We start from the raw sequence: 12,748 nt of genomic DNA on the forward strand, positions 1-12,748 counted from the left end.
CCCGACCCCCCTTTTGCGAAAGCAGGAGAGGGGGGGGGGGGGGGGGGGGGGGGGGGGGGGGGGGTTGGGGGGGGGGGGGGGGGGGGTTTTGGGGGGGGGGGGGGGGGGGGGGGGAACTGCGCGGGCAACCACCCACGACCCGCACCCGCCGCACACCCGCGAACCCCCGAGCTCATCCGCGCACCACCCCTCTCACCTGCACAAATCCCCGACCTCAGCAGTCACCCCGTGCCATCGCCGAAGGCACCCCGTGCCGACTTTCTCGGTATCGAGAGGTTTTCGACCTCAACCCTTTGATCGATCATCGATCAGGGAGTTACAGTCACCGATGGCTCCGACCTGAGCCGCCCGCCCTGTCCTGCCAAAGACCAAGGGCACCCCCGAACCCCTTACCGATGAGGGAACCCCCTTCGACTGAGGAAGGCGGCGACATGACCGACCCCAACGCCATCCAGCCGAGCGAGCTCGACCAGCTCCCGGACCGCGACCCGGAGGAGACCGCCGAATGGCAGGCCTCCCTGGACGCCGTTGCCAAGGCGGCCGGGCCGCACCGTGCCGCGTACCTGATGCGCCGCACGCTGGAGCGTGCCGAGGGAGCCGGCGTCGTCCTGCCGAAGCTCCTGGAGACGGACTACGTCAACACCATCCCCACCTCCGCCGAGCCGGCCGTGGACGGCGACGAGGAGATGGAGCAGCGGATCACCGCCTGGAACCGCTGGAACGCGGCGGCCATGGTGACCCGCGGCAGCAAATACGGCGTCGGCGGCCACATCGCCACCTTCGCCTCCGCGGCCTGGCTCTACGAGACCGGCTTCAACCACTTCTTCCGCGGCAAGGAGGGTGACGGCTCCGGCGACCAGCTCTACATCCAGGGCCACGCCTCCCCCGGCATCTACGCCCGCGCCTTCCTCGACGGCCGGCTGACCGAGGAGCACCTCGACAACTTCCGCCGCGAGTCCGGCGGCAACGGCCTGCCGTCCTACCCGCACCCGCGCCGGCTGCCCTGGCTGTGGGAGTTCCCGACGGTGTCGATGGGCCTCGGCCCGCTCTCCGCGATCTACCAGGCGCGGTTCAACCGCTATCTGACCCACCGCGGCATCAAGGACGTCTCCGACTCGCACGTGTGGGCGTTCCTCGGCGACGGCGAGATGGACGAGCCCGAGTCGACGGCGGCCCTCGCGCTCGCCGCCCGCGAGGAGCTGGACAACCTCACCTTCGTCATCAACTGCAACCTCCAGCGCCTGGACGGCCCGGTCCGCGCCAACTTCAAGATCGTGCAGGAGCTGGAGGCCCAGTTCCGCGGCGCCGGCTGGAACGTGGTCAAGACGCTGTGGGGCACCGCCTGGGACGAGCTGTTCCAGCTCGACACCACCGGCGCGCTCGTACGCCGGCTGCGCGAGGTACCCGACGCGCAGATCCAGACGTACCAGACCCGCGACGCCGCCTACATCCGCGAGGACTTCTTCGGCAAGGACCCGGCGCTCGTCGAGATGGCGAAGCTGCTGAGCGACGACAAGATCCTCGAGTGCTTCCACACCTCGCGCGGCGGCCACGAGGCCCGCAAGGTCTACGCCGCGTACAAGGCGGCGCTCTCCCACAAGGGCGCGCCGACCGTGATCCTGGCCCAGACGGTCAAGGGCCACACCCTCGGCGAGGGCTTCGCGTCCAAGAACGCCAACCACCAGATGAAGAAGCTGACGGTGGACGAGTTCAAGGGCATGCGCGACCTGCTCGGCCTGCCGATCAAGGACAGCGACTTCGTCGACGGCGTGGTCCCCTACGGCCACCCGGGCGCCGACTCCCCCGAGGTCCGCTACCTCCAGGAGCGCCGCGCCGCCCTCGGCGGTCCGGCCCCGGCCCGCCGCGTCCACCCGGTCGCGCCGCTGCCGGCGCCCGCCGAGAAGCCGTTCACGGCGTTCGACAAGGGCTCCGGCTCGCAGAACGTGGCCACCACGATGGCGTTCGTCCGGCTGGTCAAGGACCTGGTCCGGGACAAGGAGACCGGCAAGCGCTGGGTGCCGATCGTCCCCGACGAGGCCCGCACCTTCGGCATGGAGAGCCTCTTCCCGTCCCTGGGCATCTACTCGCCCAAGGGCCAGACGTACGAGCCGGTCGACCGCGACCAGCTGATGTACTACAAGGAGGCCACCAACGGCCAGATCCTCAACGAGGGGATCACCGAGGCCGGGTCCATGGCCGACTTCATCGCCGCCGCGACGTCGTACGCGACGCACGGCGAGACGATGATCCCGTTCTACATCTTCTACTCGATGTTCGGCTGGCAGCGCACCGCCGACCAGATGTGGCAGCTCGGCGACCAGCTCGGCCGCGGCTTCCTCATCGGCGCCACCGCCGGCCGCACCACGCTGACCGGCGAGGGCCTCCAGCACGCCGACGGCCACACCCCGGTGATCGCCGCGACCAACCCGGCGTCGCTGACGTACGACCCGGCGTTCGCCTACGAGATCGCCGTGATCGTCAAGGAGGGTCTGCGCCGGATGTACGGCGAGGCCAGGCCGGGCGAGGACCAGGACGTCTTCTACTACCTGACGGTCTACAACGAGCCGCTGCCGCAGCCCGCCAAGCCGTCCGGCCCCGGCATCGACGAGGGCATCGTCAAGGGCCTGTACCGGTTCAACACGGCGGAGTCGGCCGGCCTGGCCCCGGTGGCGAACGCCCCGCGCATCCAGCTGATGGGCTCGGGTACGGCGATCCACTGGGCGCTGAAGGCGCAGCGGCTGCTCGCCGAGGAGTGGGGCGTGGCCGCCGACGTGTGGTCCGCGACCTCCTGGACGGAGCTGCGCCGGGACGCGATGGAGGCCGACGACGCGCTGCTGCGCGGCGAGGAGCGGGTGCCGTACGTCCGCCAGGCGCTCCAGGGCGCCGAGGGCCCGGTGCTGGCCGTCTCCGACTACATGCGGCAGGTCCCGGACCAGATCGCGCAGTGGGTGGAGCAGGACTACTCGTCGCTGGGCGCCGACGGCTTCGGTCTGTCGGACACCCGTGAGGGCGCCCGCCGCCACTTCGGTGTCGACGCCGAGTCGATCGTCGTCGCGGCGCTGGCGCAGCTCGCCCGGCGCGGCGAGGTCAAGGCGACGGCCGTGAAGGAGGCGCGCGAGCGCTACGGCCTGTAAGGACGGCCGGCGAGGACGACGGAGGCTGCCGCCGGCCCGGGGTTCCGGGCCGGCGGCAGCCTCCGTTCTGTCACTCGGCGTGCGGAATCGTCGCCTCCTCGGCGGTCGGCCCCGGGTCGGGGTGACGGCGGAGCTGGACGATCGCCAGTCCCAGGCCGCCCCACACGATGAGAATCGCGATGATCATCATGATGATGGCGCCACCGGACATCAGCGGTCCTCCTTTCCGTGCCGGCCGTTCCCGCGGTGCTTCTCGGCCTCCGCGGGACTCTCCATGTCGAGGTCGCTCAGGCCGCCCGTGGCCGACTTCCACGGGATGAGGGAGAGCAGGACACCGACCACCAGCGCGGCGAGCGCCACACTCCAGCCGGCGCCCAGCAGGAAGTCGGTGGAGTAGCCCTCGTAGTTCTCGTCGAACTCGGTGCGCAGGCTGTCGACCATCATCCAGCCCAGCACGACCGGGGTGATGATGCCGAGGCAGATCCGCCACCAGTGGCCGAGCCGCATGGCGGAGGTGGCGTCGGCGTCCCGCTGGAGCTCGGGCAGCTTGCGGATGAACCAGGCCACCACGATCACCGAGACCAGGGCGGCCAGGGCGATGCCGTACTGGTTGATGAAGTGGTCGGAGGCGTCGAGCAGGTAGACGCCCTCGTTGGTGGGGAACAGCAGGATCGAGGCCACCGCCACGGCGCCGCCGACGACGAGGACGGCCGGCATGCGGCGCATGCCGGTGCGGTCCTGCACGGCGGAGACCACCACCTGGACGATGGAGATCAGCGAGGACAGGCCCGCGACCACCAGCGACACGAAGAACAGCACGCCGAACACGCCGCCCAGCCACATCTCCGAGATGACGGTCGGGAAGGCCACGAAGGCCAGGCCCAGACCCGCGGTCGCCACGTCGCCGACCGGCACGCCCGCGGCCTGCGCCATGAAGCCCAGCGTCGCGAAGACGCCGATGCCGGCGAGGATCTCGAAGGAGCTGTTGGCGAACCCGGCGACCAGGGCGGAGCCGGTGAGGTCGGCGCGGCGGCGCAGGTAGGAGGCGTAGGTGATCATGATGCCGAAGCCGATCGACAGCGAGAAGAAGATCTGGCCGTAGGCGGCCACCCATACGCTGCCGTTGGTCAGCTCCGACCAGTCGGGCCGGAAGAAGGCGTCCAGGCCCTGCGCCGCTCCGTCCAGGGTGAGGGCGCGGATCACCAGGGCGACGAAGAAGACCACCAGGAGCGGGATGAAGATCTTGTTGGCCTTCTCGATGCCGCGCCGGATGCCGAACGCCAGGATGGCCAGCACCACCGCCCAGACGGCGATGAGCGGCCACAGCACTCCGGAGACGTAGCCGGAGACGAAGCCGGGTTCCTCCGAGGCCTTGAGGAAGCTGCCGAAGAGGAAGCCCTCCGGGTCGTCGCCCCAGGCCTGGTCGACGGAGAAGCCGACGTAGCGGACCGCCCAGGCGATGATGACCGCGTAGTAGGTGGCGATCACGAACGAGATCACCACCTGCCACCAGCCGATCGCCTCCGCCGGGCGGGCCATCTGCCGCAGGGCCGCGGGCGGCGAGGTGCGGTATCTGCGCCCGATGGCGTACTCCATGATCAGCAGGGGGATGCCGGCGGTGAGCAGGGCGATGAGGTAGGGGAAGAGAAAGGCACCGCCGCCGTTCTCGTAGGCGACGGCCGGGAAGCGCCAGATGTTGCCGAGACCGATGGCGGAACCAATCGCCGCCAGCAGGAATCCCGTACGGGTGGCCCATTGTTCGCGGGGCTGATTCGCCATATGCGTGTCCTCGTCCAGGGACGTCTGAAGTGAAGCGCCGAACCTCTCGTACCGAACGGACGTCACCGCCGGATGCGGTGACGATCGTGAACTCAGTCGACGTTAACAGCGGTTCGGGTGCGGCCACAGGGGTGTGTACGCCCAGCCAGGTGAGTGACCCGGCAGAATGGCACCCATGCGTGCCGCGCGGCTGATCAAGATGGTGCTGTTGCTCCAGTCCCGGCCCTCCATGACCGCCGCCGAGCTGGCCCGGGAGCTGGAGGTGTCGGAGCGGACCGTCACCCGTGACGCACAGGCGCTGTCGGAAGCCGGAGTGCCGGTCTACGCCGAACGGGGGCGAACCGGCGGGTACCGGCTGATCGGCGGCTACCGCACCCGGCTGACGGGGCTGCACCGCAACGAGGCCGAGGCGCTGTTCCTGTCCGGGGTGCCGGGCGCCCTGCGCGAGATGGGCCTGGAGGACGCGGCGTCCGCGGCCCGCCTGAAGGTCTCCGCCGCCCTGCTCCCCTCCCTGCGGGACGCCTCGCGTACGGCGGCGCAGCGCTTCCACCTGGACGCCCCCAACTGGTTCCGGGAGCCGCGGACGCCCGAGCTGCTGCCGGCGGTCGCCGACGCGGTGTGGGACGACCGGCGGATCACGGCGCGCTACCGGCGCGGGGAGCGGGAGGTGGGCCGGGAGCTGGAGCCGTACGGGCTGGTTCTGAAGGCCGGGGTCTGGTATGTGTGCGCGCGGGCGGTACGGGCGGGCGGCGGCGGGAGCTTCCGGGTCTACCGGATCGACCGGTTCACCTCGGTCGAGGCCGGCGATGAGCGGTTCGAACGGGACGAGGGATTCGATCTGCCCGGGTTCTGGGCGGAGCGGGCCGAGCAGTTCGCGCGGTCGATCCTGCGGGCGGAGGTGGTCGTACGGCTGTCCGCGCAGGGGGCGCGGGCGCTGCCGCACGCCGTCGGCTCGCTGTCCGCCGAGGAGGCGCTCGCCGGTGCGGGCGCGCCGGACGCGGACGGGTGGGTCACGGTGACGCTGCCGGTGGAGTCGGAGGAGGTCGCCCACACCCAGCTGACCGGCCTGGGACCGGAGGCGGAGGTGCTGGCCCCCGCGGGCCTGCGGGAACGCTTCGCCCGGGACGCGCGGCGGCTGGCGGCGCTCTACGAGGGGTGACGGCGGCGGACGGCGGACCAGGCACCCCCGTCCGGACGAACCGTGCCATTCCGCGTGCGTCTCGCACGCCCAGGCCCGATGCTGGACCCGTGATGGACGAGACGGAGTTCTGGGAGCTGATCGACGCCACCCGCGAGGCCGCCGAGGGCGACCCCGAGGAGCAGGCCGATCTGCTCGTCGAACGGCTCCTGCGGCTCGACCCGGACCTGGTCCTGGACTTCGCCCGTCACTTCGAGGCCCGCTACAACCGCGCCTTCACCTGGGACCTGTGGGGTGCGGCCTGGATCCTGCTCGGCGGGGCGAGCGACGACGCGTTCGACTACTTCCGGTGCTGGCTGATCGGCCAGGGCCGCGAGGTCTACGAGGGTGCCGTGCACGACCCGGACTCGCTGGCGGACCTGCTGGAGGAGTTCGACGAGGAGCTGGACGGCGACGGCGAGGACCTCGGCTACGCGGCCGACGAGGCCTACGAGCAGCTGACCGGCACCGTCGCCCCGGACCTGGGCATCGCCCCCGCCCCCGCGGAACCGCTGGGCACCCCGATCGACCTGGAGGACGACCGGGCCCTGGCCGAACGCTTCCCCCAGCTGTGGGAGCGGTTCGGCGGCGGGTAGGCCTCGGGACGGCGCCGGCCGGGCCCCTGGCTTCTAGGGCCGGTCCTGGAGACGGGCGGCCTGTTCGCGGATCTGCGGCAGGCGGGCGCTGAGGGCGGCGCCGGGGCAGCTGGTCTGGTAGCCGTCGGCGTGCCCGGCGACGGCCGGGAGGGTGGCCGTGGCCCCGGCGGCGTACCGGCTGAGGCCGTTGCTGGAGACCAGCCGGACCCGCCCGCGCGGGTCGGTGCCGGACGGCCCCAGCTTCCAGGCGGCCAGGGCGGCGATCGCGTCCGTCAGCGCCCGGGGCACGGGGACGCCGGCGGTGAAGGTGCCGAGGGCGGCGATGCCGGTGGTGCGGTGGTTGAAGCCTTGGGTGTGGGCGCCGGTCACGGCGCGGTCGACGCCGCCGGCGCGGCCCTCGTAGACGGTGCCGCAGCGGTCGACGACGAAGTTGTAGCCGAGGTCGTCCCAGTCCCGGGCGCCGGTCTGGCCGGTGTACAGGTCGCGGATGATGCGGGGCGCGTCGGCGCAGTCGTAGCCGTTGGGCGTGTCGGTGTGGTGGACGAAGACGGCGACCACCTGGTCGTCGTAGCGCGGCGGCGGCTGGTCGCGGGCGGCGTCGCCCAGCCAGGCCGACCGGGGCACGATGGGCGGCCTGGGGGCCGCGTACGGGAGGGCGGAGCGGGCGGCCGCCCGGGCCTGGGCGGCGGCGGACCGTTCCACGCCGGCCGCGCACAGCGCGAGGGCGAGGACGGCGGCGAGGCCGGGCAGACAGCCGAGGAGCACCAGGGCCGGGCCGGGAAGACGCGCCGGACCGCGGCCACGCGTCCCGGGCGGCCTTCGCACTCCACGCATGGACCCACTGTCCGCCGGAAACCCGCCGTCCGCGATGTGTGCTGTGCCACCCGGTGGAACCATCGTCCCGGTCCGCGGCGTTTTCCCGGTACCGGCACGCGTGGCCGCGTCCACCGGCCGCCGGTGCGCATCCGGCTGATCACGGGGCCCGTGTCCCGCGTATGCACCTGCGGCGGACGGGCCCGAGGTGTCCGACAGAAAGGCGGCTCGCGTGGACCTGCTCGACATCCTGCTGTTGCTGGTGATCGCGGCGTACGCGGCGTCCGGTTACCGGCGCGGGCTGGTGGCCGGCTGTGTCTCGCTGGCCGGGTTCGTCGGCGGCGCGGTCGTCGGCGTGTGGATCCTGCCGTGGGTGATGGACCTGGTGACGGCGGGGACCACCGCGGCGACGGTGACCGCCGTGCTGACGGTCCTGGTGCCGGCGGCGGTGGGGCACGAACTGGCGGGGCGGCTGGCGCTGCGGCTGCGCCGGGAGCTGGACCGGGGGCCGCTCAGGGTGGCCGACGGGGTCGGCGGCGCGGCGGCCAATTCGGTGGCGGTGCTGATCGTGGCCTGGGTGGCGGCGAGCGTCCTGGCGGCGTCCTCCTCCCCGCTGCTCACCTCGGCGATCCGGGACTCGGCGCTGCTGGGCGCGGTGCAGCGGGCGATGCCGGACACCACGCCGGCGTGGTTCTCCCGGGCCACCTCGGCGCTGACCGAGGCGGGGTTCCCGCAGGTCTTCAACCCCTTCGAGAGCGAGACGACGGCCCGGGTCGCCGAGCCGTCCGGGGACAGCGTCACGGCGGCGGCCACCAACGCCGCCAAGCTGAGCACGGTCAAGGTGGAGGGCGTCGCGGGCACCCAGGGCCGGGAGGGCAGCGGGTTCGTGTACGCGCGCGAGCGCGTGATGACCAACGCGCACGTGGTGGCCGGCATCGACGACCCGACGGTGCGGGTCGGCGGGGTCGGTCCGGCGTACGAGGCGCGGGTGGTGCTGTTCGACCCGGACGAGGACGTGGCCGTGCTGTACGTGCCGGATCTGCGGGCGCCCGTGCTGCGGTTCGACGACGGCGCCGAGCGCGGTGACCCGGCGGTGGTCGCGGGCTATCCGAACGACGGCGACCTGGACCTGCGGGCGGCGACGGTGGCCGACCGGTTGCGTGCCACGGGCCAGAACATCTACAGCGACGGGACGGTCACCCGGGAGATCTACTCGATACGCTCCACGGTCCGGCCGGGCAACTCCGGCGGACCGCTGCTGACCACCGACGGCCGGGTGTACGGCGTGGTGTTCGCCCGCTCCACGTCCGACGCGGACACCGGTTACGTCCTGACGGCGGCGGAGGTCGCCGACGAGGCACGGAGCGCCGCGGACGCGACGGCGGCGGTGGACACGGGCGCGCCGGTGGCCTCGTAGGGCTCATGGGGCTCGCCGTGCGGGGAGCCGGGGCCGGGCGGGCGGTCAGCGCAGGGACTGTCCCATGAGGACGTCGTCGACGTAGCTGCCGTCGAGGTGGAACTCCTCCGGCTGGACGCCCTCCACGACGAAGCCCTCGGACTCGTAGAGCCGCCGGGCGGCGGTGTTGTGGCCGAGCACGCGCAGGGTGATGCGGCGGGCTCCCCTCCGGCGCGCGTCCTCGACGGCGGCGCGTACCAGGGCCCGTCCGACGCCCCGGCCGCGGGCCGCGTCGGCGACGGCGAGGCCGCGGATCTGCCGGACGTGGGCGTTGGCGGCGAGGTCGGTGGGGAAGCCGAGGCGGACGTATCCGACGACCCGCCCGTCGAGTTCGGCGACCAGGTGGTCACCGGGGCCGCAGCGCTCCCGGAAGAAGGGGTCGCCGGGCTGCGGCGGCGGTGCGACCGCGTGGAGGTACGACCAGGTCTCCCGGTCCAGCCGGCGCAGCGGCTCCTCGTCCTCGGGCCTGGCCGGGCGTATCTGCGGAACGGACATGGCGATCACTGTACGGCCCGGACCGCCTGGGCGGGCCGGGGTTCTTGCCGGATCGGACGGGCGGTGCCGGTGCGGCTCGCCGGCGCACGGGCGGACGCGACCTGCCGGAACCGGGGACGGCGGGATCGGCGGGGAACGGCCGGGCGGCGGGCAGGATGGGGGCATGGCTGTTTCCCGTGTGGCGGTGGCCGGTGCGTCCGGTCTGATCGGCAGTGCCCTGGTGCGGTCCCTGACCGCCGACGGGATCGAGGTGGTGCGCCTGGTGCGCCGCGTGCCCCGGGGGCCCGGGGAGGTCCGGTGGGACCCCGAGCACGGGCAGGTGGACCGGGCCGGGCTCGCCGGCTGCGACGCCGTGGTCAATCTGGCGGGCGCGGGGGTGGGCGACCGCCGCTGGACCGCCGCGTACAAGGCCCGGCTGCGCCGCAGCCGCGTGCACGGCACCGCGGCGCTCGCCGACGCGGTCGCCGGACTGGAACCGCGCCCCCGGGTCTTCGTCAACGGCAGCGCGATCGGCTACTACGGCGAGACCGGCACCCGTGCCGTGGACGAGGGCGCGCCCGCGGGCCGGGGCTTCCTGCCCTCGCTGTGCGTGGAGTGGGAGGCCGCGGCAACTCCCGCCCGGGAGGCGGGCGTCCGGACGGTGCTGCCCCGCACGGGTCTGGTGGTGGCCCGCGGCGGCGGCGCCTGGGGGCGGCTGTTCCCCCTGTTCCGGGCCGGGTTGGGCGGCCGGCTGGGCGACGGGCGGCAGTACTGGTCGTTCGTCGCGCTGCACGACGTGGTGGCGGCTCTGCGCCATCTGCTCGACCGGGACGACCTGTCCGGGCCGTTCAACGTGACCGCCCCCGAGGCGCTGACGAACCGTGAGATCACCGCCGCGATGGGCCGCGTCCTGCACCGCCCGGCGCCCTTCGCGGTGCCCGCGCCGGTACTGCGGGCGGTACTCGGGGAGATGTCCGGCGAGGTGCTGGGCAGCGCGCGGGTGCGGCCGGCGCGACTGCTGGAGTCCGGCTTCCGGTTCGCCTTCCCGGAGATCGACGGGGCGATCCGGGCGGCGCTGTGACCGGCGGTGCCGGTTGGGGAACGCTCCGCGCCACGGCCGGCGGGTCGGCCGGCGGGGCGGTCGGCGGGTCCGTTCCGGATACCGTGCTCCCCGCCGCGCCTGCCTCGCCGCGCGCCTGCCCAGCCGTGGTTCCGCTGCACCCGCCCAGCCGTCGCTCCGCCGCGCCCGCCCAGCCCTGGTCCCGCCGCGCCTGCTCCGCCGTGCCCGCCCAGCCGTGGCTCCGCCGCACCCGCTCCGCCGTGCCCGTGCCTGCCCGTCGGCGGCGGCCGTCGCCGCCCCGCTGCGTGCGTTGCCGTGCTCGCCCGGCGCCCCTCGTCCGTCCTGTTCAGCGGCCGTGGCCTTCCCGACACCGAGCCCGACGGATCGATTCTGGTCATATGCGACCGCCGTGCGACCGTGCCCTGCTCGTGCGCGACTTCCTCTGACCGCCGGGAGGCCTAACCTCGTGCCGAACTCGGGTATCCCGGGAGCCGGTTGGGGGCATGACGTCTCCAGCGGCCGCGCAACCTCGAGGAGGGGCACGTGCTTGAGCCCGCGTACCAGGCGGACGTCGTCGTCGTGGGAGCCGGGATCGCCGGACTCGCCGCGGCGCATCGGCTGACCAGCGCAGGAGTGTCGACCGTGATCCTGGAGGCCGCCCATGGCGTGGGCGGCCGCATGGCGACGGAGAAGGTCGACGGCTTCCGGCTCGACAGAATCGGGCAGTTGCTGTCCACGGCATGTCCCGAGCTGCTGCTCACCCCAGGCTCGGCCGGCCTCGTGCTCCGGCCGTTCGCACCCGGGGTGCTGCTGTACAGCGACGGGCGCCACCACCACGCGGGCGCCCCGGCGGGCGCGGGGAGCGCCAGGGGCGCACTTGGCGCAGTACGCGCCCTCGCGAGCGCCCCCCGCTCGCTACCGGGCCGGCTCGGGACCATTCCCGCGCGGCTGGCCTCGGCCTCGGGGCGGCTGGGCCCCGGCCCCGGGGAGCTGCTCGGCTCCCCCGCCGAGCGGGCCCGTCCGGCCACCGAGCGCCCCGGCGGCCCCTACGGCCGTCCCGGAACGCGCACCGGAACACACCCCGGAACGCGCACCGTACCGCGCTCCCGGCGGCGCCCCGGAGCGGCTTCCCGCCAACGGCCGGAACCGCGCCCCGGCTCTCCCGCGGCGCCCCCGGCCCCGGCCTCCCGGCACCGGGCGGGCGCGCTCGGCACGGCCCTCGACCAGGCCCGGCTCGGCGCCGCCCTGGCCCGGCTCGCCGGCACGCCGGTCGAGCGGCTGCTGGCCCGCCCGGAACTGCCCGCCGCCCAGGCCCTCGCGGCCCGCGGTCTGCCCGCCCGCACCGTCGAGGGCTTCCTGCGCCCCCTGCTGGCAGCGCTGCTGAGCGACCCCGGCCTCACCACCTCCAGCCGGTGCGCCGACCTCGCTCTGCGCTCCTTCGCGAGCGGGGGGCTGAGCCTGCCGGAGGGCGGCGCCGAGGCCCTGCCGGAGCTGCTGGCGAGCGCCCTGCCGCAGGGCACGGTGCGCACCGGGGTCCGGGTCACCGCGATCGCCACCAACGCGGTGACCACGGCCGACCACGGCGTCGTCCGCTGCCGCGCCGTCCTGCTGGCCACCGACGCCCGGGCCGCCGCCGAGCTGCTGCCCGGCCTGCGGGTGCCGGACTTCCACCCGGTGACCGTCGTCCACCACACGACGGACGAACCGCCGGCCACCGGCACGGCCCTGCTGCTCGACGCCGACCGCGGCGGCCCGGTCGCCCACACCGCGGTGGTCAGCGAGGTCGACCCGGCCCGCGCCCCGGCCGGGCGGGCGCTGGTCTCCTCGACGGTCCTCGGCCCTCCCCCGCCGGACGTCGACAACGCCGTGCGGGCCCATCTGTCCCGGTTGTACGGCGTCTCGACGGCCCGCTGGGAGACCCTGGCGGTGCACCACACGCCGGAGGCGGTCCCCGCCATGCGCCCGCCGCACGACCCGCGCCGGCCGGTGCGGCTGCTGACGGGCCTGTACGTGTGCGGCGACCACCGGGAGACCAGCTCCGTCGAGGGCGCCCTGCGCTCGGGCCACCGGGCCGCCGCCGCGGTACTGGCGGACCTGGGCGTGAACCGCCCGATGCACACGGCGGACCCCCTGCCGACGGCCCGCGCCGCGTAACCACCCCACGGGCAACGGCACCGCGCCCGACGCCATGGTCCGCGCGCCTCTTACGGCGCGCGGACCATGGCGTCGGCCCAGCCGACGGCCAGGGACGCGCCGGCC

At 74.1% G+C, this 12,748-nt stretch carries 10 protein-coding genes; 6 read left to right on the top strand and 4 right to left on the bottom strand.

Annotation, left to right across the window (positions count from 1 at the left end; genetic code table 11):
- The first annotated feature begins 431 nt into the window (after positions 1–431).
- Positions 432–3,134, top strand: coding sequence for a pyruvate dehydrogenase (acetyl-transferring), homodimeric type (gene aceE / locus ACZ45Q_RS05595; protein WP_468255361.1), 2,703 nt, complete (start codon positions 432–434; stop codon positions 3,132–3,134).
- A 70-nt stretch (positions 3,135–3,204) separates the two neighbouring features.
- On the opposite strand, the gene ACZ45Q_RS05600 is transcribed toward aceE, so the two are convergent.
- Together ACZ45Q_RS05600 and ACZ45Q_RS05605 are read right to left on the bottom strand one after the other, a co-directional pair.
- Entirely contained in the window at positions 3,205–3,345 is a 141-nt protein-coding gene (locus ACZ45Q_RS05600) for a methionine/alanine import family NSS transporter small subunit (RefSeq protein ID WP_468255363.1), read from the bottom strand.
- On the bottom strand, positions 3,345–4,913 hold the full coding sequence (locus ACZ45Q_RS05605) for a sodium-dependent transporter (RefSeq protein WP_468255366.1): 1,569 nt from the start codon (positions 4,911–4,913) through the stop codon (positions 3,345–3,347). Before ACZ45Q_RS05605 ends, ACZ45Q_RS05600 begins: the two co-directional genes overlap by 1 nt.
- A 175-nt stretch (positions 4,914–5,088) precedes the next feature.
- Here ACZ45Q_RS05605 and ACZ45Q_RS05610 point away from each other — a divergent pair, with 175 nt between their 5' ends.
- Both ACZ45Q_RS05610 and ACZ45Q_RS05615 read left to right on the top strand, forming a co-directional pair.
- Positions 5,089–6,072, top strand: a complete 984-nt coding sequence (locus tag ACZ45Q_RS05610) for a helix-turn-helix transcriptional regulator (RefSeq protein ID WP_468255368.1) — start codon at positions 5,089–5,091, stop codon at positions 6,070–6,072.
- A 92-nt stretch (positions 6,073–6,164) separates the two neighbouring features.
- On the top strand, positions 6,165–6,686 hold the full coding sequence (locus ACZ45Q_RS05615) for a DUF4240 domain-containing protein (RefSeq protein ID WP_468256447.1): 522 nt from the start codon (positions 6,165–6,167) through the stop codon (positions 6,684–6,686).
- A 33-nt stretch (positions 6,687–6,719) separates the two neighbouring features.
- On the opposite strand, the gene ACZ45Q_RS05620 is transcribed toward ACZ45Q_RS05615, so the two are convergent.
- Positions 6,720–7,520, bottom strand: a complete 801-nt coding sequence (locus ACZ45Q_RS05620) for a peptidoglycan recognition protein family protein (RefSeq protein WP_468255370.1) — start codon at positions 7,518–7,520, stop codon at positions 6,720–6,722.
- Between the two features lie 211 nt (positions 7,521–7,731).
- Between ACZ45Q_RS05620 and ACZ45Q_RS05625 the strand changes: the two genes are divergently transcribed.
- Positions 7,732–8,916 carry a MarP family serine protease gene (locus ACZ45Q_RS05625; protein ID WP_468255373.1) on the top strand — a complete coding sequence of 395 codons (1,185 nt, stop codon included), beginning with the start codon at positions 7,732–7,734 and terminating at the stop codon, positions 8,914–8,916.
- A 45-nt stretch (positions 8,917–8,961) separates the two neighbouring features.
- Here the strand turns inward: ACZ45Q_RS05625 and ACZ45Q_RS05630 are convergent, their stop codons facing one another.
- Positions 8,962–9,450: a GNAT family N-acetyltransferase gene (locus ACZ45Q_RS05630; RefSeq protein WP_468255375.1), complete on the bottom strand. Its 489-nt coding sequence runs from the start codon at positions 9,448–9,450 to the stop codon at positions 8,962–8,964.
- 163 nt (positions 9,451–9,613) lie between these two features.
- Here ACZ45Q_RS05630 and ACZ45Q_RS05635 point away from each other — a divergent pair, with 163 nt between their 5' ends.
- Entirely contained in the window at positions 9,614–10,510 is an 897-nt protein-coding gene (locus ACZ45Q_RS05635; RefSeq protein ID WP_468255378.1) for a TIGR01777 family oxidoreductase, read from the top strand.
- A gap of 522 nt (positions 10,511–11,032) precedes the next feature.
- On the top strand, positions 11,033–12,643 hold the full coding sequence (locus ACZ45Q_RS05640; RefSeq protein ID WP_468255381.1) for an NAD(P)/FAD-dependent oxidoreductase: 1,611 nt from the start codon (positions 11,033–11,035) through the stop codon (positions 12,641–12,643).
- The last annotated feature ends 105 nt before the right edge of the window (positions 12,644–12,748 follow it).

It is taken from the genome of Streptomyces sp. NPDC031049, from assembly GCF_055571015.1.

Bases quoted from the DNA above. Each gene is read 5' to 3' on its own strand.
- aceE (WP_468255361.1), top strand. From the start codon at position 432: ATGACCGACCCCAACGCCATCCAGCCGAGCGAGCTCGACCAGCTCCCG.
- ACZ45Q_RS05600 (WP_468255363.1), bottom strand. From the start codon at position 3,345: ATGTCCGGTGGCGCCATCATCATGATGATCATCGCGATTCTCATCGTG.
- ACZ45Q_RS05605 (WP_468255366.1), bottom strand. From the start codon at position 4,913: ATGGCGAATCAGCCCCGCGAACAATGGGCCACCCGTACGGGATTCCTG.
- ACZ45Q_RS05610 (WP_468255368.1), top strand. From the start codon at position 5,089: ATGCGTGCCGCGCGGCTGATCAAGATGGTGCTGTTGCTCCAGTCCCGG.
- ACZ45Q_RS05615 (WP_468256447.1), top strand. From the start codon at position 6,165: ATGGACGAGACGGAGTTCTGGGAGCTGATCGACGCCACCCGCGAGGCC.
- ACZ45Q_RS05620 (WP_468255370.1), bottom strand. From the start codon at position 7,520: ATGCGTGGAGTGCGAAGGCCGCCCGGGACGCGTGGCCGCGGTCCGGCG.
- ACZ45Q_RS05630 (WP_468255375.1), bottom strand. From the start codon at position 9,450: ATGTCCGTTCCGCAGATACGCCCGGCCAGGCCCGAGGACGAGGAGCCG.
- ACZ45Q_RS05635 (WP_468255378.1), top strand. From the start codon at position 9,614: ATGGCTGTTTCCCGTGTGGCGGTGGCCGGTGCGTCCGGTCTGATCGGC.